Genomic DNA, 19,984 nt, shown 5'->3' on the forward strand with positions numbered 1-19,984 from the left:
ACGAGCCGAATAGACAAGGAGATTTCCCCGTGCAATCTAACGAACAGGCATCTGTCGAATTTCTGCCGATCGACAGCATCCGCAAATCGCCGACGAATCCCCGCAAGCGCTTTCCGGAATCGGAACACCTCGAGCTGGTCGCGAGCGTGCGCGAGCACGGCATTCTGCAGCCGGTGCTCGTACGGCCGTGGCCGGATGAGTCGGGCCTGTTCGAACTCGTTGCCGGCGAGCGCCGCCTGCGCGCGGCAGTCGATGCACTCCTCGCGGATGTGCCGGTACTCGTGCGGTCGCTTTCCGATGATGAGGTACTCCAGATCCAGATTGTGGAGAACCTCCAACGCCGTGACCTTCACCCGCTCGAAGAGGCCGATGGCTACAAGGCGCTCGCCGATCGCGGACACCCACTCGACCAGATTGCTAGCGAAGTCACGCAGACACGTTCGTACGTTGCGGCACGTCTGAAACTGTGCGCCCTCACCGATCGCGTGCGCAAGCTGTTCTTCGACGGCCAGCTGACTGCCGCAACCGCACTGATTGTCGCGCGCATGCCCGCTGACCTGCAGGACGCGGCCGCGAAGGAAATCAGCACGCCGGACTGGCAAGGCGACGTGATGTCGGCGCGCGCGGCCTCTGCGCACGTGCAGCGAACGTATATGCTGCGCCTCGACCAGGCTGACTTCAAGACGTCGGACGCTGAGCTCGTGCCAGGCGTTGGCGCGTGCGGGCCATGCCCGAAGCGCACGGGCAATCAGGAAGATCTTTTCGGTGATGTGAAGAGCAAGGATCTGTGCACGGATCCGGCGTGCTTCGCCCTGAAGAAGGAAGCTGGCGCGGCGCAAGCGCGTGCCGCAGCGGAAGCAGATGGTCGCAAGGTGATCACGGGCAAGGAAGCGAAGGCCGTTTCGCCTCATCAATATAGCGCGCTGACCGGCGGCTGGGTGAAGCTCGACGATCGCTGCGAAGGCGACCCGAAGGGCCGCTCCTATCGGCAGGTCATTGGCGCGAAAGCCGTCCGCTCGGCCGCCCTGCTCGAAGAGCCACACGCCGGCAAGCTCGTCGACGTGATGCAGCGCGCCGACCTCAAGAAGGCTCTCGCTGACAAGGGCATTCAGGTGCGTAGCACGGCGCAATCGAATCCGGCGCAGTCCGCCGAGAACGCGAAGAAGAAGGCGGCCGACGCGTACCGCGGCGCGCTATTTCAGCAGATCCGCGAGAAGCACGTCGAGACAGGCCTCGACGATTTCGATCTCAAGATCGTGGCCGTCACGTTCTACCGGCGCCTCTGGAACGAAAACCAGAAACGCATCAGCAAGCTCTACGGCTGGGGCAGCACAGCGATCAGCGAAGCCGATTTCGCAAAGAAGGTCGACGAGTTCGAAAAGAACGATCCGGTCGCGCTCGCGCGGCTGGTGATGGACATCGCGCTGATCGATGAGTCGGTCGCTCCGTCCTACCAGACCGGTAAGCCCGAGCTGCTCGAGGCAACGGCGCGCGTGCGCGGCATCGACCCGGCCGCTGTGCGCAAGCAGGTCGAGTCGGACATGAAGCCGAAGCCCAAGGAAAAGCCGGTACCGGTCACGAAGGTGCCAGCGACGAGCGCCAAGCCGCCGGCCAAGGCCGCGCCAGCCAAGAAGGCTCCGGCAGTGAAGAAGACCGCTGCAAAGCCGCGCACGGCCGTCAGCACGCCCGTCGAGCAACCGGACAGCGCGAAGCCCACGCTCAAGCGCAGTGCCAAGTCGAAAGAACCGTGGCCTTTCCCGAACACGGGGCACCCATGAATGAAGAGCTGATCCGGCTCGCGCGCGAGGCCGGACTATCCGTCCAGCTCGACGCTGTGATCGGCTCGCAGCAGTACTCGAGCATCAGCGGCTCGCTCGACGCACTGCGCAGGTTCGGCGACGTGTACAGCGCGGCGCAGCGGCCCACACACGGCACGCATCAGGGAGAAGAAAACGTTTGAAAGACCGGGCGCGGCCGGGACCACCGCGCAACCAACCTACGGAGAAGTTCATGAAGCGTATCAGCATCGCAATCATCGCAGCACTGAGCGTCGCAGCGGCACCGGCCGCATTCGCAGGCAACTCGAACTCGACCACGTTCAGCGGCGGCTTCGGTTCGTCGGTCAGCACGTCGGGCGGCTCGCAGGCCGAGGCCGGCCAGAACGGCAACGGCTATTCGTCGCAGTGGAGCAATTCGAGCGGCGGGGGCTATGCCATCGGCGGCACGGCGATCGGCGCGGGTGTCGGGAACTATGGCATGAGCGGCATCGGCGCGGGCGCATCGGGTTCGTTCGGCTATACGACCAGCACGTCGAACGCCAATGCGGGCGGCTATACGACCGGCAGCGGCTATGGCGACAGCAAGTCGGGCGTGGGCACGGACGTCTCGTCGTACGGCTACACGAACGTCAATGCGACCTATTCCTACGGCTACTAAGCAAGAAGGCCTTCGGTATTGCAGTACCGAAGGCCCGTACAACCACCGTTGGGGGTGACGACAGTGAAACAGAAAATCATCATCGCGGCGTCGATTCTACTACTGGCGCACGCCGCTGGCGCAATCGCGCAGACGTCGACGTCTGCGAGCGCCACGCAGAACTCTGCGGCCACGTCGACCGCGCAAGGGACGATCCAGTTCAGCCAGGAGCCCGAACACACGACGCAGACCATCCGGAATGTCTCGGCGCCAGTGCTCGGCGCATACGCGGCGAGCTTCTCGCAGATGAATTGCGGTCAGACCGTCCAGTTCGGCGGCGCGATCGCGGGCGTGTCGCTTGTCGGTGGTGCATCGCACAGCCTGCTCGATTGCAAGCTCGAGGTCGCTGCTGCCGAGACCGTGCGGCAGGCAACCGTGACGTCCGATGAGACGACGAAAACCAATCTGCAAAAGGCCGCGATCCTCATTCGCTGCCAGGTCAGCAAGGAAGTCTATGACGCCTATCGCGCCGCCGGCTTCGACTGCAAGCTGAAGCCCGAGGAGCTGCAATCGCGCACGGATACGCAGCCGGAAAACTATCGTGTCGCGGCGAAATGACGATGCTCGAACGCAAACGCCGGCGCGAAGCTTTCATGGAACAGAGCCGACGCTATCTCTTCGCGAAAGAACCGACGCCAGAGCAACTGCATGGGCTCGCGCAGTCCTTCGCAGACATGGTATCGAGCGATCGTGGCGAGCGCGTGGTGGTGATGATCGGTGGCGTTCAGATCAGTCGAGGTCGACACGATCGCTAGTTTTTAACCGAAGGTAACCATGACCCATAAGCGGTAACCATCATCAAGGAGAAGCAATGCAACAGATCCAGATTCCCGAGCTCGCCGAAGGCGAGATCTATCTCTGTGGGCTCGTCGATGCAAACGGCGACGTGGAACATGCGGTCCTGCTGCGTGGCGATAACGATGCCGCGACGTGGCAAGCGCAAATGAATTGGGCGAAAAGCATCGGCGGTGATTTGCTCACGCGTGCCGAGCTCGTGATCGCCTATGAGAAACACCGCGATCAGTTCCAGAAGACTTTCTACTGGTCGAACACTCCCGACGACGACCCGGGCTATGCCGGCTGGGCCTGGTATCAGAGTTTCAGCTGCGGTGACCAGGACTGCACCAACCCGGACTACGAGTTCCGCGCCCGCGCCGTCCGCAGATTTAAAAATTAATCCATTCATTTGAGGTATAGCCATGCAGCAGCTTCAGCTTCCGCCGCTTGCCGAAGGCGAGATCTACATTGGCGCCATCGGCGATAAGAACGGCGATTTTCACCATGTGATTTTGCTGCCCGGCGACAGCGATGACGCCGACTGGAAGGCGCAGATGGAATGGGCAAAATCGATCGGCGGCGATCTGCCCAACCGCATCGAGCAGGCCATGCTTTGGGCCAACTTCCGCGATCTGTTCAAGAAAGAGATCTACTGGAGCAACGAGGTCTACCACCGCAATTCCGGCTGGGCCTGGTATCAGAATGTCTCCTCGGTAACCAGTACTACACCCGCCAGACCAGCGAGTTCCGCGCCCGCGCCGTCCGCAGATTGCCCATTTAATTTTTCATCCATTCATCAGGAGTGCATCACAACATGATCACGCTTGAACAGATCGAGGCCGAGCATTCCCGGATCAGCGAAATGATCGCAGCCTTCCGCGCGCAGCCAATGCCCACCGAGCACATTGTTACGGGTGTGAAGATCCCGCTCGCGCCAGGGGAGCGTTATGCCGGCCTCGTGCTCGGCGAGGACGGCAAGCAGGACTATCACCTTATCCTGCTGCCCGGCGTGGCCGATGGCGTCAACTGGAAGGCTGCATGTGAATGGGCCGCCGAGCGGGATGCATGTTTGCCCACTCGTCGCGAGCAGTCGCTCCTGTTTGCCAACCTGAAAGGCGAGTTCGAATCGGCTTGGTATTGGTCCGGCGAGCAGCACGAGGCAAACTCCGGCTGGGCCTGGTATCGGCATTTCTGCTACGGTTACCAGTACTGCAGCACCCAGACCAACGAGTTCCGCGCCCGCGCCGTCCGCAGATTCATTCCTTCAGTAATTTGATCATTTAAACCATCGTGGCCCTGCACACCACCCTTCCCATTTATCGAGCTGCGGAAGACCTGCTCGCTGTCGTCACGGACGTTGTGGCGAATACCCAGCGGGACTTCAAGCGGCTGATTGGTGAACGCATCATCACCTGCTGCGTCGATATTATCGATTGCGTCTATCTCGCCAATGTCGCGCAGGACAAGACCCCGCACCTTGTGAAGATGATTGCGCGCCTCAATACGATCAATTCGCTGATCCGACACGGCATGAATACGCGAAAGATTCATGGGAAAGCGTATGGTCGCGTTGTCGAATTGACGACCAGCATCGGCAAGCAGGCCAATGGGTGGAAGAAGTCCGCAGGTAATCGCCCGCTCCATGGAGGTCAAGGCTTTCATGGCTGAGCGATCTTTCAATCTGGTCGTGCCGCTGGCTCACGAGGCCACCGCCATGCGCACTACGGATACCGTCCGCCAGCAGGCGCTCCGGTCCGGCGCAGTTTCCCAGCTGACCAATCGGCCGGGCGACGTAGATAGCACGATATTTCCGGCTGGGCCTGGTATCAGAATTTCAACAACGGTAACCAGAACTACAACAACCAGAACAACGAGTTCCGCGCCCGCGCCGTCCGCAGATAGAAACCCGTTTTCGTTCGCCGAGCTGGTCGAGGCCTACCTCGCCTGCCGGCGCACGAAGCGCAATAGCCGTAGTGCACTCGCGTTCGAAATGCGTCTCGAACGCAACCTGCGCATGCTTTACGACGAGCTGATCGACGGAAGCTATACCCCGGGATGCTCGATATGCTTCGTGATTACCCGGCCGAAGCCTCGCGAAGTCTGGGCGGCAGATTTCCGCGATCGTGTCGTGCATCACCTGCTGTACCGCCGCATCGGGCCGCGCTTCGAGCGCTCGTTCATCGCCGACTCGTGCGCATGCATCAAGGGCCGCGGCACGCTGTACGCCGTCGAGCGTCTTGAAGCGAAGGTGCGCTCGATCACGCAGAATTGGTCGCGCCCGGCGTATTACCTGAAGCTCGATCTCGCGAACTTCTTCATCAGCATCGACAGGCGCATCCTGCGCGAGCTGCTATTCGCGAAGATTGCCGAGCCGTTTTGGCAGTGGCTGACCGATATCGTCCTGATGCACGATCCGCGCGCCGACTTCGTCTATCGCGGCGATCCAGCGATGATGAATCGCGTGCCGCCGCACAAGCGCCTGATGGAGCAGCCCCCGCATCTTGGCCTGCCTATCGGCAACCTCTTCAGCCAGTTCGGTGCGAACGTGCTGCTCAATGTGCTCGATCAGCGCGCGAAGCATGTGCTCGGCGCGCGGCACTATATCCGATACGTCGACGACTTCCTGTTCCTGCACGAGTCCGCAGACTGGCTTAACGCGGTCCTCGCCGACCTGACGGAATTCCTGCCGGCGCAGCTCGGCGTGCGCATCAACCCGCGCAAGACGATCCTGCAGCCAGTCGAAAGAGGTGTCGATTTCGTCGGGCAGGTGATCAAACCGTGGCGTCGTGAGACACGCAAGCGCTCGCGCAACGAAGCACTGCGGCGCGTCGAATCCACGCCGGATGCCGATCTGATGCCCGTCGCCAATTCCTATTTCGGCCTGCTACGCCAGGCAACCGCCAGCCACCAGGATCGCGCGCAGCTCGCAAACGTCGTGCGCTCGCGCGGGCGCGCTGTCGATGCGGCGCTGACGAAAACTTTCCGCGGGCGCGCCGCCTGACCACCACTCACGAGGATTGAACCATGGATGCGACGAAATTGAGACCAATGGATGGGCTTGCTGACTGGCTCCGCGCCGAAGCGGCACGCCTCGAAACGATGGGCATTGCGCGCGATCCTGCTGCCGGGCCACATATCGCCACGCTTCGAGCCTGGGCTAAAGAAGTAGACGCCGCTATCCCTTCCGATGCACCGCAAGCGCCGGATACGATCGCGCCCGCTGGTGCCGTGAATCTGGCGTGCTATCTCGTGGACCACTGCGAAGGCGAGACGGTCACCGAAGAATCGATTCAGCGATGGATCGGTGCGATGGTCAAGTCGCCACGCTATAACCCGACCGTCGAAAGCGAACTGGCGTCGATGACGCGCATGTTCCACGCTGCGTGCGCAGACCTGGGCACAATCAACGAAGCGCTGGGCCTCGACCCCGACGACGGCGGCGCGGAGCCGATCATTGGCGCGATCGAGGAATTGAAAGCGCAGATCGCCGCTCCCGTCGCCCCTGCTTCGGCAGCGCCTGAAATCGACGCGCAGCGTTCAGGGGGTGAAATCGCGCCAAACCCCGTCCAGCAAGGAAACTCGGTGCGCGGCGCTGAAGCGCAGCCCGACGTGCACGCAGCGTGCATCGAATGGGCGAACGCCAACGGCCACACGAAATACCACGAGTCGATGTGTGCCGCATGGGAAGAAGCTACGCGCCGCGCCACCCAGCAAGCCACTAAGGGCGATGAGCGGGCGGCGCTCGACGTTGAAATCTTGTCGGGGCCATGTGTCAACGTATGCGTCACGCAGGACAGCAAGCCGAAAGACCAGCGCTTCGACGTAGTGGTGATCCGAAAGACCGACTTCGACAAGCTAACGTCCGCCCGCACCACCCCTTCCCCCGTCGCGGGAAGCGCAGGGCAAGCGCCTGTTGTCGCAGCCGCACTCATCGGGCTCGCGCGTCATGTTCGCGCCGTACCGGCCTACGCGAAGTTGGTCGGCGATATGGAAATGGTCGACAGCGCCATCGGAATCCTTGAGACGTATGCCCCCACCGCACCCAGCTTGACGACTGATGCAGGGGCGGTGCTGACGGAAGCGCAGCGCACGACGATCAACGAAGCGGCGAACATCATCGCCATATTCACCGGGCACGACAGCTACGCCAATCTGAAGCAGAAGTTCGGCGACGACCCTTGGACTGATGTCAACAAGATTGCGGCCGACCTCCGCGCTCTGCTCGCCGCCCATCCCACCGAGCAGCGCATGAGCGACGCCGCGCGCGATGTGCTCGCCGAGCGTGCGCGCCAGGTAAGCGATGAAGGTTGGACGCCCTTGCACGACGACAAATATCAATGCTTCGAGCTCGCTGATGCAGCCGCGGCATATGCCATGCATGTGTCCGGATGGCCCGAACAAGCGCAGGGCGTTTGGCCGTGGGATGCGTCCTTCTGGAAACCCACGACGCCGCGCCGCGACCTCACAAAGGCGGCAGCACTGATCCTCGCCGAGATCGAGCGCATCGACCGCGCTGCTCGAAAGGGAGGCAGTGATGGCCAGTGAAAAGCCGCCGTGCGACTGCCTCAACGATTGCGGTGATGACTCCCATGTCAAGTCCGGCATCGCCGAGCCCTGCGACTTCTTCAAGCGCCGCCGCGCCGAGCGCGAGGCGCGCGAACTCGCGTCTGCGCAGACGGCGGCCGACGCAGCACGGTACCGGTGGCTCTCTCGACAGGCTGTCGCCTCCCATAGCGGCGATGACCTCATCTGCAGATGGGAAGTTGATTACGTGCTGCGCGGCGAATCATTTGATGCAGCCATCGACGCCGCCCGCAAAGCCGAGATCGAGCGCAGCGGAGGTGAAGCGTGAAAGCTCTATCCATCCGCCAGCCATGGGCGTGGCTAATCGTCAACGGTCACAAGGATATTGAGAATCGAACCTGGCCGACGCGCTTTCGTGGGCGCGTACTGATCCACGCGGGCAAAGGCATGACGCGAGCCGAATACGACGACGCACTCGCCACTGCGCTACACGTCGGATATCGCGAGTACTTCCCGACCCGCGATCAGCTCCAGCGCGGTGGCATAGTGGGCATCGCCACGATGACGGAGTGCATTGAACCGGCTTCGCGCACATCGCCTTGGCATATGAATGGCCAGTTCGGCTTCCAGCTCGCATATGCAAAGCCGATACCGTTCGTCGAATGCAAGGGAATGCTTGGCTTTTTCGACGTCCCCACGGATATCGCCACGCAGCTGCGCCAGATGTACGAACTCGGAGCCATAGCATGATAGCCGCCTACCCGCTTCAGTGGCCGGAAGGATGGCCCCGCACGAAATCCTATGCCCGCGCTCGTGGCCGCTTTAGCACCAAGCGATCCAACTCGGCGGCTCAGGATCTGTCAGTGTTCGACGGTGTCGAGCGCGTGCTGCTCGAATTGAGCCGACTCGGCATCGGGCGCGACGACATCGTCATCTCCACGAACCTCAAAACGCGCCTCGACGGTCTCCCGCGCTCCGACCAGAAAGCTCCAGACGATCCCGGGGTCGCCGTGTATTGGGAGACCAGGAAGGGCAAGCGCCGCGTCATGGCGATCGACCAATATCAGAAGGTCGCGGACAACCTCGCGGCTGTTGCGGCGACGCTTGATGCCATGCGAGCGATCGAGCGGCACGGCGGCGCACAGATCCTCGATCGCGCATTCACCGGCTTTGCGGCGCTGGCCGCGCCCGCTGCCGGACGACCGTGGCGGGAGGTGATCGGTGTTTCGCAGACCGAATGCGATCTGGCGGCTGTACGAGTAGCCTTCCGCCGCCGGGCATCCGCCGTTCATCCCGACAAGGGCGGTTCACACGGCGAGATGAGCGAACTGAATGCCGCGCTAGCCGCAGCCGAGAAGGAGTTGAAGGCATGACTGTCTACGTCGACGATATGCGGGCCTCCTATGGCCGCATGGTGATGTGCCACATGATCGCAGACAGCGACGACGAGCTGCACGCAATGGCAGCCGCTATAGACGTCGCACGGCACTGGCACCAGAAACCCGGTACGGCGCGCAGCCATTACGACATTGCGCTCAGCAAGCGAGCAATCGCCGTACAGCTCGGCGCCGTCGAGATCACGTGGCGCCAGACTGCCGCCATGACGGCGCGGCGGCGTGTCGTCGGAACGCTGGGCACGCCGGAAGAAGCAATCGACTGGCAACGCAGCTACGTGGCCGGGCGCCGCGCAGTCAACGTTGTTTGAACGCCCGCAAAGCAAGTCTGTGGAGAACGACATGCAAGCCGAACTCATTCCCGTCAAGACTTGGGCCGAACGCGTGTTTGGTGACGAGGCGCCCCATCGCAATACGTTGCGCAGTTGGGTGACCATGGGGAAAATCTCGCCCCAACCGATTCAGGTCGGTCGCCGCTATTTCGTTGAGCCTTCCGCGCGCTATATCGATCCCACTGCCGAAAAGATCCGGAGACTCACGAATGGCCGCTAGGCGCCGAAACGCAGAAAGACGAAACTGGCCGGACAACACCTATAAAAACACACAGGGCACGTACTGGTTCCGGAACCCATATACCGGCAAGACCTATGGTCTGGGTACGGACCAGAAGGTCGCTTTTTCACAGGCGCGCGCAGCGAATGCTGAGCTCGAGCGGCAGCACGGTGATGTCTCGCTCGTTGAGAGGATGTCGCAGACCGAGGTGACGCTTGTTTCGTGGTGCAAGGATTACTCGGAGCTCTACGAAAAACGTGACGTCGCTAGCGGCACTCTTTCCAACATGAAGAGCGCACTCAAGACGATTGCCGCTGCGCCGTTCGCAAAGAAAATGATCCAGGACATTCAGCCTGCCGAGATTAACCTATGGGTCAAGAGCATCGCGCAAACCGTCAGCGACGGACGCGCCGGCAGGCTCCGGAGCTGGCTTCACAACGTGTTCAATGAAGCGATCGCAGAAGGTCTGCTTAAAGCAGGCGCCAACCCCGTCGATGCGATTCGCAAGCCGACCCATAAGGTGACGCGTCAACGTCTTACGCTCGATGATTTTCTCGCGATTGTCGAGCAAGCACGCAAGCAGCCGACCACAGTTTGGGCGGCGCGCGCGTTCATGCTGGCCCTTCTCACAGGTCAGCGCCGCGAAGACATCCGCCGCATGCAGTTTCCTCACATAAAGGACGGGTACCTGTGGGTCGAGCAGACAAAGAGCCAGGGGAATACGAAGCTGAAGATCCCGACCTCAATCGGACTTCGGGCGGTCGGCCTCACGATCGACGACGTGATCCGGGAATGCCGCGACAACATCGCCTCGAAGCACGTTATCCATTACGCACATACACGGGGCCGGAAGAAGGCGGGGCGAGCCCCTAGCGCGGACGCCGTCGCCCGTATGTTCACGACCTGCCGCCAGCACGCGAAGATTGTGATCGACGAAGGTAAAACGCCGCCGACCTTTCACGAGATTCGGTCGTTGGCCGCTCGGCTATATGGCACTCAATATGGCGCTGAATTCGCGCAAGCGCTATTGGGGCACAAGAGCGGCCAGATGACCGCCCTCTACCGTGACGCACGCGGCCGTGAGTGGAAAGAGGTGCGCATTGAGGCCGGCTAAAATTTTGGATGAATATTGGATAAATTTTGGATAGCACCCGCCAAGGCCCGTCTGGCCGGGCTTTGCGGTCAAACCCGTAATCTGACAATGGTTAACGATTCAACATTCGCAGATTTATTGCGATGCATCAAAGACTTACCTATACTGAATTCGTCTCCTCCATGTCTCCTTAGACGTGGTTCAAGCCCGCCTCCAAGCGGGCTTTTTTCTTTTTTGCGCCGCACGTTGCCTGGCGCCCGGCCGCGCCACGCCTCGATCCCCGCCGCCCTGGCGCCCCGCGCGCTGGCATAATCCGGGTTCCTTTTTTCCATCCTGCCAGGCCGTTGCAATGACCCTCCATACCTGGTGGCTGTTCCTCGCCACTGTCTTCGTCGTCTGCGCCATTCCCGGTCCCAATATGCTGCTCATCATGTCGCACGGCGCGCAGTACGGCCTGCGCCGCACCAGCGCGACCATGGGCGGCTGCCTGTCCGCGCTCGTGCTGATGCTGGCCGTCTCCGCCGCTGGCCTGGGCGTGTTCCTGCAAGCCTGGCCGACGATGTTCAACGTGCTACGCTTTGTCGGCGCGGGATACCTCGTGTATCTCGGCATCAAGGCGTGGAGCGCGCCCGTCGAGGCCAACGTCAGCGCCGACGCCGAAGCGCTCGCCGCCCGTCCCGCGCGCCCGGCCGCCACGCTGTTCCGCAACGGCTTCCTGGTGGCGAGCAGCAACCCGAAAGCGATTCTGTTCGCCGCCGCGCTGCTGCCGCAGTTCATCGACGCGAGCCGCCCCACACTGCCGCAATTCGGCGTGCTGGTCGCGACTTTCGCGGTCTGCGAGGTGAGCTGGTATCTGGTCTACGCGAGCTTTGGCACGCGCATCGGCGCGACGCTCAAGAGCGAGCGCGTAGCGAAAGTGTTCAATCGCGTGACGGGCGGCGTGTTCGTCGGCTTCGGCGCGATGATGGCGCTCATGCGTCAGTAAAAGACGAAGGGGCCGGACCGGTCATTAATTTCGTGTTCAAGGCAGATGATTCTTTCCAGGAGAACCTATGCCTCGCAAGCCGAAGACCCCGCCGGTAGAACTGCCAGCCATTCCCGCTGAACGGCTGGAGCAGTTCGGCAGCGGGCCGATGACGGCCGAAGCCATCAATACCGCGACGCTGGCGGTTCGGTGTCAGGTTCCACCCTCGCGTCAGGACACGCCAGGAATTCCTTGCAGCGTCTGCTGAAGCTCCTCACACCACACACGCAGGCGATGAGTCTGCGCCCTGGCAGGAAACACCAGGTGCACTGGCCACTCGGGCAACCCCCAGTCGGGAAGAAACCGGACGAGCCGTCCATCACGGATGTCCCGATCGACAGCGTATCGATGAATCAGCCCCACGCCAGCACCGGAGAGAAGCGCCTCGCGGTGTCCAATAATCTGGTCAATCTTCAGACGGGGCATCACCCGGATCTTCCGTTTGCAGCCACGACGTTCAAACTCGACATCGTCCCGGCCCAGAGATCCCGAGAACGCCACCCACGGCAACGCCTGCAAATCTGCAGGCCGCGCGACCGGTTGCTTCAAATACCGTGGATGACTCACCACGACTTCTTCCAGCGTAGCGACGCGTCTTGCGAACAGCGATGAATCCGCCAACTGACCAATACGGATTGCGACGTCGAGCCCCTCGCTGATCAGATCGCTCTCACTGTCAGTCAGGCACAACTCCAAAGTTGCTTTCGGATATCGCTCGACAAAGCACCCGCAGAACGGCGCGATCACGAAAGCGCCAAACCCTGATGGCGCAGCAATGCGGATTCTCCCCTCAACCTCAGCGCTATCGCCCCTCAATCGCTCCCGCAGAATATCCTCCGAGCGCACCATGAGCTGAGCCTGCTCGTAAACCATTCTCCCCGCATCCGTCATACGAAGGGACCGCGTTGTCCGGATGACGAGCACGTTGCCATAGGCAACCTCCAACTCCTGGAGTTGCCGGGATACCGTTGGCTGGGTTGTGCCGAGGTCTCTTGCAGCCGCTGAAAGACTCCCTCGCTCGACGACTCGTAGAAACGTTCTCAACTGGTGCAGTGAAGCTTCCTTCATAGACTCTCACTCATACGATAGTCGTATGAATTATATGCATGTTATACGCCTTCTCATTCTCTCGAGAGGATTCGACAATCAGACGACAATCTTCCCCACCCCGATTGAAGGAACGAGCATGTCGCATGTTCACGTTTTCAGCTCTGTGGAGTCAGCCTTTTACGTCAACTCGTTTGTTATCGAAACCACGCGCGGTCTCGTGCTCGTCGACACCCAGTTCCTGACCTCCTCCGCGCAGCAACTGCGTGACACAATCAGGGCTCACGGCAAACCGCTCCTGGCGATCGTTATTACCCATCCTCATCCCGATCACTTCAACGGTACGGCGGAGATTGAACGTGAATGGCCGGGACTGCCGATCTATGCCACCCAGGCCACGATTGATGTCATTCGTGCGACGGAAGCGGACAAGCGCGCTGCATGGACACCGGTCTATGGCGAAGACTATCCTCGCCAGACTGTGCTGCCGAATACCGTGGTGGTGCCCGGACAGGCCGTCTTCGTGGATGACGTCGAGCTGCGCATCGACGACCTCGGCGAGGGGGAGTCAGCCGATATCACCGTTATCCATCTACCGCAAAGCAATCAGTTGATCGCCTCGGATCTTCTGTATCACCGCGTGCACCCGTGGCTCGCGGAAGGCCGCACAAAACAGTGGCTAAACCAGATTGAAATCGTCCGTAGCCGTTACACCACCGCAACGGCAGTATTCGCAGGTCACGGCGAGGCCGCCGAACTGGACGCTCTCGCACAGCAGGCTGAGTACCTGACGAACTTTCGCAATTACGTACGCAATGGGGTCGCCGACCTCACACGGCCCACGCCTGAAGAAAAGAGCGCCATTGCCGCAAAGGTCCTCCAGCGATACCCGAACTATCCGCTTCAGATGCTCGTTGAGATGAATATCGATGGCGTCGCAAAGGAACTCGCTGCCGAAGTCGCGTCGGCACGCTAAGTCCAGCCACCTTTCTGGGGGGATCACGAGATATCTCGCGTTTCCCGCTGACCTCCCTGCACTCTTCCCACCCGCCAACGGCAACATGACGATAGCCTTTGTGGCACGTTATCGCTGGCCGGGCGACGGTCCGGAGCGAGCAGCCCTCGCCCCCGGATACCCATGGCCGACGCCGTTAGCTCTGGCTATTGTGAAGCATCGTCACGGTCGTGGCAGGAGAGAGCAATTCCCGGCTTGTCCGCAAATGGATCAGCGTCGGGCGTGACTCTTCGTTGGCGAGGCGGACGGCCTGTGCAAGCGCTTCGACAAACTGATGATTGGTCTGAACTTAGATTCCAGCGGCGCCATACGCACGTGCCAGCGCTGCGAAATCGGGGTTTTCCAGCTACGTACCCGAGACACGACCGGGATAACAACGTTCCTGATACATCCGGATGGTGCCGTACATGACGTTCGAACACGATCACAACGATGCCAAGCCTCTGGGCGAGCGCTGCGGCGAGTTCCTGCCCATTCATCAGGAAGTCGCCATCGCCCGCGAGTGCGACGACCGTTCGATCACGATCCGCAATCTTTGCAGCGACTGCGGCCGGTAATCCATACCCCATCGGGTCCGACATAGGCGCCAACTGCGTTCTGAGGACACCATATTTCCAGAATCGATGCGCCCACACCGTGAAGTCGCGGGCGCCGTTTGTCACAATCGCATCTGCCGGCAGCGTATCTTGCAGATGCTGAATGACCTGCCAGAGATCAAGCTCACCTCTCTCGCCACCCAATAGAACGTGGCGGCTTTCACCGATGTCCTCCACACGGTCGTCGACAGTTTCTCCGATCGGAATCCGAATCTACTTCTGTGATCCACACAGTCCGTGGCAGTGGAGTATCTGCGAAAACACCAGCGGTCTGCTGCGCCAGTACATGCTTAAGCGCACCGATCTCCCGGTGCTCTCGCAGCGCCGGCTCGACGCGATTGCGATGGAAATGAACATGCGTCCACGCAAAAACTTTCAGGTTAACTGCTTCCCTTACCCAACCACCCCCCTCTGCCGGTTTGAAAATTCACCGCAGTGGTGCAATTGAAAAACGGCCGTACGAGCGGACATAGGCCAGGCTGCGATCGCCGTTACGCCGCTAACAACCGAACTGCGCAGCGCAATCTCAGACCAAATCGCACAATACCGTGCAATCTTGCGCGCCGTTGATTCCGTAACCTTCTAGCACGGTGACGAATCATCATGCGTACGACGACGCCGGGTGGTCCTCACCGTTTCCACGCTCGCATCAGGGCGAGCGTTTCCATCGCGGTCTCCCGAAGAGCGCGGCTCTCTCAACCCGGAGAAATGTATGGCCGACCACAAGATGACCACCCTGGTTGCCGGTGCACTCGCGACGGCGCTCGCTGCCATTGCGGCCACGCCCGCTAGCGCCCAGGAATTCACCGACGCGCAGAAGAAAATTCAGGCCGAGCACACCGCGCTCGTCAAGTCCGGCAAGGTCGAACCGTGCTTCGGAACGGCGCTGAAGGGACAAAACGACTGCTACGCGGGCGCAGGCACGACATGCGCCGGGACGAGCACCGTAGACTATCAGGGCAATTCGTTCCGCCTCGTGCCGAAGGGCACCTGCACGGGCATTTCCACGCCAAAGGGCCCGGGCAGCCTTTCGCCGAAGGTCTAAGCTACTGGACAGGCCGGGCCAATCCAGCCGGCAGTTCCGGCCCGCCAGCCGATCGAGACTGAGACCGCCCATGTCCACGTCGTCATCGTCCTTCCCCGTCCGGAAACGCCTGCCCGCACGCGCCGGGGTCGGCCTCAAGGCCGAACATTGTCGGACGATACTCGAAACGCAGCCCGATATCGGCTTCTTCGAGGTTCATGCCGAAAACTATATGGGCGCGGGCGGGCCGCCGCACCGCTATCTGTCTGCGATACGCGAGTCATATGGACTGTCGGTTCATGGCGTCGGCCTGTCGATCGGCGCCGACCGCCCGCTCGATCCCGACCATCTCCGGCGGCTCAAAACGCTGATGGAGCGTTACTCGCCAGAGCTGTTTTCCGAACATCTCGCCTGGTCCAGTCACGATTGCGGCTTTTTCAACGACCTGCTGCCGTTGCCGTACACGAAGCACAACCTCGCGTGTATCGTCGATCACATCGACCAGGTGCAGGAACGGCTTGACCGGCAATTGCTGCTCGAGAACCCATCGACGTATGTCGCCTTCAAGGAGAGCACGTTTTCGGAGACGGACTTCATCGCGGCCATCGTGCAGCGAACCGGATGCGGCCTGCTGCTCGACGTCAACAACGTCTACGTCGCGTCGACGAACCAGCAATGGGATCCGCTTGCGTATCTGGCAGCGTACCCGCTCGCCGCCGTGCAGGAGATTCATCTCGCCGGCCACGCGCGGGAGGCCGACGAAAACGGCCGGCCGTTGCTGATCGATACGCACGACCGCCACGTTCAGGACGCCGTATGGGATCTCTTCGCACAGGCAGTCCGCAGAACGGGGCCGCTGCCCGTCCTGGTCGAATGGGACGCCCACATCCCCGACTGGCCGACGCTCGCCGCCGAAGCCGCACGCGCCGAGCGCATCATGCTTGCCGCCACACAGCCGGCAAGCGCCGGGCGATTGACCCACGAGCCGCAGTTCGCGGTCATGCCGCGGTAACCCGTAGCACAGACGAGAGATACGGACATCATGGTTAAGCGACAAGTGCTGGTTTACTACGCGTGGAGTCGGCCGGGCGAGTCTGGTGCGCCGCTCCATGTGATCGAAGACCGGTTTCCCGCGCTCTTCGAGAGCCGCAGAATGGGGTTTCCCCGCTTTCACGAGTTCAAGGACCCGCACGAGTTCGACCAGGGTATCGCGGGCTTCCTCGACCACATAATGAAGCCCAACTTCACGGCGTTCATCGATCTGGCGACAACACTGACAGGCCAGCGTGCGATCGAGATCGAGCGCGTGGCTGACGATGGCACGCTTACGCCACTCGATGCGAACACGCTCAACGGCGTCGACACGCTGATCGTCATCAGCTTTGACTCGATTCGCACGGCCCAGAGGGCGACCGGCAACGAGATCGAGGCGGTCCGCGCGTTCCTCGCTAACAAGGACCATCTGGCTTTCGTTTGTCCGCATCACGATATTGGCGACACTGACGATACGAGCACGGACGAAGCCGTGCAACGTCAGCTTGTAGAGTTTGAGCACCACGGCGACAAGACGATTCCCCCGCGCCAACGCTTTGGCGGCTTTGCACGCTCGCTGCTTGCGGGCCTCGGTCTGCCCGTGGAAAATCGCTTCGGACTGCGACCGGCTCGCGAAGCGGACGGATCGCCGTCACCCATCGAAGCCGAGCAGGCGCTCGACCGGCTGAATCTGCTTGAGAACGTCCCCCACTTCAATCTGCACGCGCATCTGCCGCAACTCGATCGCCACGGCGAAGCGGCCACCCGGCTCGACGTGCTCGCGCGGCAGCGAATCGATCTCAACGCTCCGCCCCATCCCTTCACGCGCGAGCGTTCGACATTCGACGCACTGCTGCAGTCGCGCGAGGACGTGTTCGCTGGCACGCTATACGTGAGCGACACCACCCTCTGGAGCTCGACCGCCGGCGGTGTTGACAGTCTTCGACAGCTCTGGACCAATGTCGCCCAGCGCCCGGTCCGGCAGTCAGCGTGATGCAACGCCCAAAGCCGGCCCCCTCGCCCGCGCGATGGCTGCATCGGTCGCGTCCCGGACAGGCGCGCAACGCAGACCACTGCACCGAGCGGGACGAGCCGTCTCTGCACGCGCGTCAAGGAAGTTTCGCGGCTGCATTGCTGGACCCCACCCTGCCGGTCCCCGATGGTGTAGTTGGCCCCGACACATTGCCCAGTGCGAGGCGATTCGGTGTTTACCGGAACAACGTCGTCGTAGGCCTGATCGAGGCGCTCAGAGCCGCTTTCCCTGCCGTGTGCCGCCTCGTCGGCGACGAATTCTTCACGGCGATGGCGCGCGCGTATGTGGCCTTCAGGCCACCGTCAACGCCGGTCATGCTGGCCTACGGCGCGACGTTCCCGGACTTCATCGCAACGTTCGGGCCAGCTCGGAGCGTGCCTTATCTGTCCGACGTCGCCCGGCTCGAACGCGCATGGAGCGAGGCGTACCACGCCGCCGAAGCCAGCCCGGTCGAACCGGCGCAATTGGGTGCGATCGACTCCGCGCGTCTTCCCGAGGTCCGTTTGGTGCTGCATCCTTCGCTACGCATCGTGCGGTCCACCTGGCCGATTGTCGAGATATGGTCGATGAATATCGACGGGGGTGTTCCCGCTGCCGTGGACATCCGGCGCGGCGGCGAGAATGCCGTCGTCATACGCCCTGCCGCCGAAGTGGAAGTGCGCACCGTTACTGCCGGAGCCGCAGCTTTCATATTCGGCCTCCAGACCGGCGTGTCGGTCGTCGAGGCGACTGCTCGCGCCATCGCCGAAGAGTCCGCTTTCGACCTCGCGTGCGCCTTTTGCGATCTGCTCGCCATCGATGCGATCGTCGGGTGGAACGCAAGCGAAGAAACGGCCCCAATGCCATGAAGAGGCGTGCATGAGCCAGTTCCTGATCCGCTCGACCATCGAGCAAATCCAGAGCATTGCCGGAGTCGTTGCGCCGCCGCTGCTGCGCATCGCTCTCGCCCTGCCGTTCCTGCGCTCGGGCCACACCCGCTGGGACGGCTTCCTGAGCATTTCACCGGCCACGCTGTTTCTCTTCGAGAATCAGTTCAAGCTGCACGTGTTCGGTGCGGCGTATGACTTCCCCGCGCCGGACACAATTGCATTGCTCGTCGCCACGGCGGAAATCGCGCTTCCCGTCCTCCTCATTCTCGGGCTCGCAACACGGTTCGCCGCACTGGCGCTGCTGCTCATGACAGGCGTGATCCAGTTGGTGTTTCCCGACGGCTGGGCCAATTTCCATCTCTACTGGGCGTCGCTCGCCGTGGGCATCATGGCGCTCGGTCCCGGGCCGCTGTCGCTCGATCGCCTGATCAGTCAATGGTTCTACCGGCGGACGATGCGAAGCCCAATCTGACGCTCGCCAGGATTCCCAATACGGCCAGGCGCTGCAATGGCGAAGTACGGGGGAAAGTGCGTCGTAGTCAGGCCTGCGGGACTCTCATCGTGCGACGCCTGCCATGTTCGCGCGCAAACACAGCGGGCGTGCAGCCGACTTGACGGTGAAAGCGCCTCGTGAAGTGACTCTGATCCGCAAAGCCCACCGCGAGCGCAATCTCGGCAAGCGGCAGGCCGGTTTCGAGAATGAGCGATTGGGCGCGGCGAATCCGCGATTGCTCGACGAAGCTGATTGCCGTCGTACCGGTGCTGCGTTTGAACAGGCGGCTGAAATGGAACCGGCTCACATTCACGATGGCGGCGAGTTCCGCCAGTCCAATGGGACGGTCGAGATTCTCTTCGATGAACCCGGTCAGGCGAGCCAGTTCGACTTTGCTCAGTGCCGTCAATTCACGCGGCACGAGTGGATCGAACGCGTTGAAATTGCGAAGCAGATGCGCCGCGAGCGCGTTCGAAACCTGATCGACGATCAACGTCTGCGCGGGATGCGGCTGACGTTTGAGCTCGGCCATGAGGATAGATGCGATATGTGCGATGACCGTGTCACGCGTTTCGAACACATTGCGGATTTCGACCTGCGAGGTGCTACGCCACCCGATCTGTCCGGCAGCGGACTCGATGAGCGCGGTGGGAATGCGCAAGCGAGCCGTCGCCGACGCACTCCCTTCCCAGAGCGAGTCGCAGCCTGCCGGCATGAGCATCGAAGTCCCCGCCGAAACAAGGCTCTCATGAATCTTGCCATCGCGCCCCTGAACGAGCCGGGCACTCCCGTAAGGGCAAAAACAGATCAGATGATGATCGAGCGCGGGATAGCGCTCCGACACGTTCGGGAGTGCGGCGTACATATCGACGGTCACGCCCGTCCATTCGCGTCCGCGTGTCGTCGCCGTCGCGCGATGCGACAGCACGTGCACGATGTCGTCGATCGAGACCTGCCGCGAGGGGTCGGAGCCGTTAAGGTGTGTCCGCTCCATTGACGACTCCTTCTGAAAGAACATCACCTGCGTTGTGAGCAG

27 protein-coding genes and 2 pseudogenes are annotated in these 19,984 nt (G+C 61.6%); 25 read left to right on the forward strand and 4 right to left on the reverse strand.

All coding sequences use genetic code 11. The features are described 5' to 3' along the window. The first annotated feature begins 29 nt into the window (after positions 1-29). The 18 genes from B0G62_RS10925 to B0G62_RS11010 all read left to right on the forward strand — a co-directional run bounded on the left by B0G62_RS10925 (position 30) and on the right by B0G62_RS11010 (position 11,800). Positions 30-1,778, forward strand: coding sequence for a ParB/RepB/Spo0J family partition protein (locus B0G62_RS10925; RefSeq protein WP_167401225.1), 1,749 nt, complete (start codon positions 30-32; stop codon positions 1,776-1,778). Further along, entirely contained in the window at positions 1,775-1,960 is a 186-nt protein-coding gene (locus B0G62_RS10930) for a hypothetical protein (protein ID WP_103704207.1), read from the forward strand. Before B0G62_RS10925 ends, B0G62_RS10930 begins: the two co-directional genes overlap by 4 nt. A 50-nt stretch (positions 1,961-2,010) precedes the next feature. Continuing rightward, the gene (locus B0G62_RS10935) at positions 2,011-2,436 is read left to right on the forward strand and encodes a hypothetical protein (protein WP_103704208.1); all 426 of its coding nucleotides are present in this window, start codon (positions 2,011-2,013) and stop codon (positions 2,434-2,436) included. Positions 2,437-2,499: 63 nt separating this feature from the next. Then, positions 2,500-3,033, forward strand: a complete 534-nt coding sequence (locus B0G62_RS10940; RefSeq protein ID WP_103704209.1) for a hypothetical protein — start codon at positions 2,500-2,502, stop codon at positions 3,031-3,033. Further along, the gene (locus B0G62_RS10945) at positions 3,030-3,230 is read left to right on the forward strand and encodes a hypothetical protein (RefSeq protein ID WP_103704210.1); all 201 of its coding nucleotides are present in this window, start codon (positions 3,030-3,032) and stop codon (positions 3,228-3,230) included. The genes B0G62_RS10940 and B0G62_RS10945 overlap by 4 nt, the downstream gene beginning before the upstream one ends. Positions 3,231-3,286: 56 nt before the next feature. Continuing rightward, entirely contained in the window at positions 3,287-3,652 is a 366-nt protein-coding gene (locus B0G62_RS10950; protein WP_103704211.1) for an Lcl C-terminal domain-containing protein, read from the forward strand. A 22-nt stretch (positions 3,653-3,674) separates the two neighbouring features. Next, positions 3,675-4,070, forward strand: coding sequence for a DUF1566 domain-containing protein (locus B0G62_RS10955; protein ID WP_244193183.1), 396 nt, complete (start codon positions 3,675-3,677; stop codon positions 4,068-4,070). Next, positions 4,067-4,528 carry an Lcl C-terminal domain-containing protein gene (locus B0G62_RS10960; protein ID WP_103704212.1) on the forward strand — a complete coding sequence of 154 codons (462 nt, stop codon included), beginning with the start codon at positions 4,067-4,069 and terminating at the stop codon, positions 4,526-4,528. The genes B0G62_RS10955 and B0G62_RS10960 overlap by 4 nt, the downstream gene beginning before the upstream one ends. Positions 4,529-4,542: 14 nt before the next feature. Then, positions 4,543-4,920, forward strand: a complete 378-nt coding sequence (locus B0G62_RS10965) for a four helix bundle protein (protein ID WP_103704213.1) — start codon at positions 4,543-4,545, stop codon at positions 4,918-4,920. After that, complete coding sequence (locus B0G62_RS10970) at positions 4,895-6,253, forward strand: RNA-directed DNA polymerase (RefSeq protein WP_482811928.1); 1,359 nt, start codon at positions 4,895-4,897, stop codon at positions 6,251-6,253. Before B0G62_RS10965 ends, B0G62_RS10970 begins: the two co-directional genes overlap by 26 nt. 23 nt (positions 6,254-6,276) lie before the next feature. Beyond that, positions 6,277-7,797, forward strand: a complete 1,521-nt coding sequence (locus B0G62_RS10975; protein ID WP_146055251.1) for a hypothetical protein — start codon at positions 6,277-6,279, stop codon at positions 7,795-7,797. After that, positions 7,787-8,104 carry a hypothetical protein gene (locus tag B0G62_RS10980; protein ID WP_103704216.1) on the forward strand — a complete coding sequence of 106 codons (318 nt, stop codon included), beginning with the start codon at positions 7,787-7,789 and terminating at the stop codon, positions 8,102-8,104. Before B0G62_RS10975 ends, B0G62_RS10980 begins: the two co-directional genes overlap by 11 nt. Then, positions 8,101-8,526: an ASCH domain-containing protein gene (locus B0G62_RS10985; RefSeq protein WP_103704217.1), complete on the forward strand. Its 426-nt coding sequence runs from the start codon at positions 8,101-8,103 to the stop codon at positions 8,524-8,526. The genes B0G62_RS10980 and B0G62_RS10985 overlap by 4 nt, the downstream gene beginning before the upstream one ends. A 113-nt stretch (positions 8,527-8,639) precedes the next feature. Further along, a complete protein-coding gene (locus B0G62_RS10990) occupies positions 8,640-9,149 on the forward strand; it encodes a hypothetical protein (RefSeq protein ID WP_208624220.1) in 510 nt (169 codons plus the stop codon). Further along, positions 9,146-9,481, forward strand: a complete 336-nt coding sequence (locus B0G62_RS10995; RefSeq protein WP_103704219.1) for a DUF4031 domain-containing protein — start codon at positions 9,146-9,148, stop codon at positions 9,479-9,481. Before B0G62_RS10990 ends, B0G62_RS10995 begins: the two co-directional genes overlap by 4 nt. 31 nt (positions 9,482-9,512) lie before the next feature. Then, positions 9,513-9,722 carry an excisionase gene (locus B0G62_RS11000; RefSeq protein ID WP_103704220.1) on the forward strand — a complete coding sequence of 70 codons (210 nt, stop codon included), beginning with the start codon at positions 9,513-9,515 and terminating at the stop codon, positions 9,720-9,722. Then, on the forward strand, positions 9,712-10,836 hold the full coding sequence (locus tag B0G62_RS11005) for a tyrosine-type recombinase/integrase (protein ID WP_103704221.1): 1,125 nt from the start codon (positions 9,712-9,714) through the stop codon (positions 10,834-10,836). Before B0G62_RS11000 ends, B0G62_RS11005 begins: the two co-directional genes overlap by 11 nt. A 328-nt stretch (positions 10,837-11,164) precedes the next feature. Further along, positions 11,165-11,800, forward strand: coding sequence for a LysE family translocator (locus B0G62_RS11010; RefSeq protein WP_103704222.1), 636 nt, complete (start codon positions 11,165-11,167; stop codon positions 11,798-11,800). Between the two features lie 210 nt (positions 11,801-12,010). Here the strand turns inward: B0G62_RS11010 and B0G62_RS11020 are convergent, their stop codons facing one another. After that, positions 12,011-12,712 (reverse strand): substrate binding domain-containing protein, encoded by a 702-nt coding sequence (locus B0G62_RS11020; RefSeq protein ID WP_244193184.1) that lies wholly within the window; start codon positions 12,710-12,712, stop codon positions 12,011-12,013. Positions 12,713-12,724: 12 nt separating this feature from the next. After that, positions 12,725-12,907: pseudogene (locus B0G62_RS32680) on the reverse strand (helix-turn-helix domain-containing protein); the annotation flags it as partial. 118 nt (positions 12,908-13,025) lie between these two features. On the opposite strand from B0G62_RS32680, the gene B0G62_RS11025 reads away from it, so the two are divergent. Continuing rightward, positions 13,026-13,862 (forward strand): MBL fold metallo-hydrolase, encoded by an 837-nt coding sequence (locus B0G62_RS11025; protein WP_167401226.1) that lies wholly within the window; start codon positions 13,026-13,028, stop codon positions 13,860-13,862. 185 nt (positions 13,863-14,047) lie between these two features. Here B0G62_RS11025 and B0G62_RS32110 read toward each other — a convergent pair whose 3' ends face one another. Next, positions 14,048-14,482 (reverse strand): thiamine pyrophosphate-dependent enzyme, encoded by a 435-nt coding sequence (locus B0G62_RS32110; RefSeq protein ID WP_244193201.1) that lies wholly within the window; start codon positions 14,480-14,482, stop codon positions 14,048-14,050. Between the two features lie 217 nt (positions 14,483-14,699). On the opposite strand from B0G62_RS32110, the pseudogene B0G62_RS32115 reads away from it, so the two are divergent. The 6 genes and pseudogenes from B0G62_RS32115 to B0G62_RS11060 all read left to right on the forward strand — a co-directional run. Beyond that, positions 14,700-14,945, forward strand: a pseudogene (locus B0G62_RS32115) (transposase); the annotation flags it as partial. A 264-nt stretch (positions 14,946-15,209) separates the two neighbouring features. Then, positions 15,210-15,542, forward strand: coding sequence for a BufA1 family periplasmic bufferin-type metallophore (locus tag B0G62_RS11040; RefSeq protein WP_103704226.1), 333 nt, complete (start codon positions 15,210-15,212; stop codon positions 15,540-15,542). Positions 15,543-15,612: 70 nt separating this feature from the next. After that, positions 15,613-16,533 carry an MNIO family bufferin maturase gene (gene bufB, locus B0G62_RS11045; RefSeq protein WP_103704227.1) on the forward strand — a complete coding sequence of 307 codons (921 nt, stop codon included), beginning with the start codon at positions 15,613-15,615 and terminating at the stop codon, positions 16,531-16,533. 30 nt (positions 16,534-16,563) lie between these two features. Further along, the gene (locus B0G62_RS11050; protein ID WP_103704228.1) at positions 16,564-17,547 is read left to right on the forward strand and encodes a hypothetical protein; all 984 of its coding nucleotides are present in this window, start codon (positions 16,564-16,566) and stop codon (positions 17,545-17,547) included. Further along, the gene (locus tag B0G62_RS11055) at positions 17,547-18,434 is read left to right on the forward strand and encodes an HvfC/BufC N-terminal domain-containing protein (protein ID WP_103704229.1); all 888 of its coding nucleotides are present in this window, start codon (positions 17,547-17,549) and stop codon (positions 18,432-18,434) included. Before B0G62_RS11050 ends, B0G62_RS11055 begins: the two co-directional genes overlap by 1 nt. Before the next feature lie 10 nt (positions 18,435-18,444). Then, a complete protein-coding gene (locus B0G62_RS11060) occupies positions 18,445-18,927 on the forward strand; it encodes a DoxX family protein (protein WP_103704230.1) in 483 nt (160 codons plus the stop codon). A gap of 67 nt (positions 18,928-18,994) precedes the next feature. Here B0G62_RS11060 and B0G62_RS11065 read toward each other — a convergent pair whose 3' ends face one another. Further along, on the reverse strand, positions 18,995-19,942 hold the full coding sequence (locus B0G62_RS11065; RefSeq protein ID WP_103704231.1) for a helix-turn-helix domain-containing protein: 948 nt from the start codon (positions 19,940-19,942) through the stop codon (positions 18,995-18,997). Positions 19,943-19,984 lie beyond the last annotated feature (42 nt).

The sequence above is a fragment of the Paraburkholderia eburnea genome (genome assembly GCF_002917095.1).
Lineage (GTDB): Bacteria > Pseudomonadota > Gammaproteobacteria > Burkholderiales > Burkholderiaceae > Paraburkholderia > Paraburkholderia eburnea.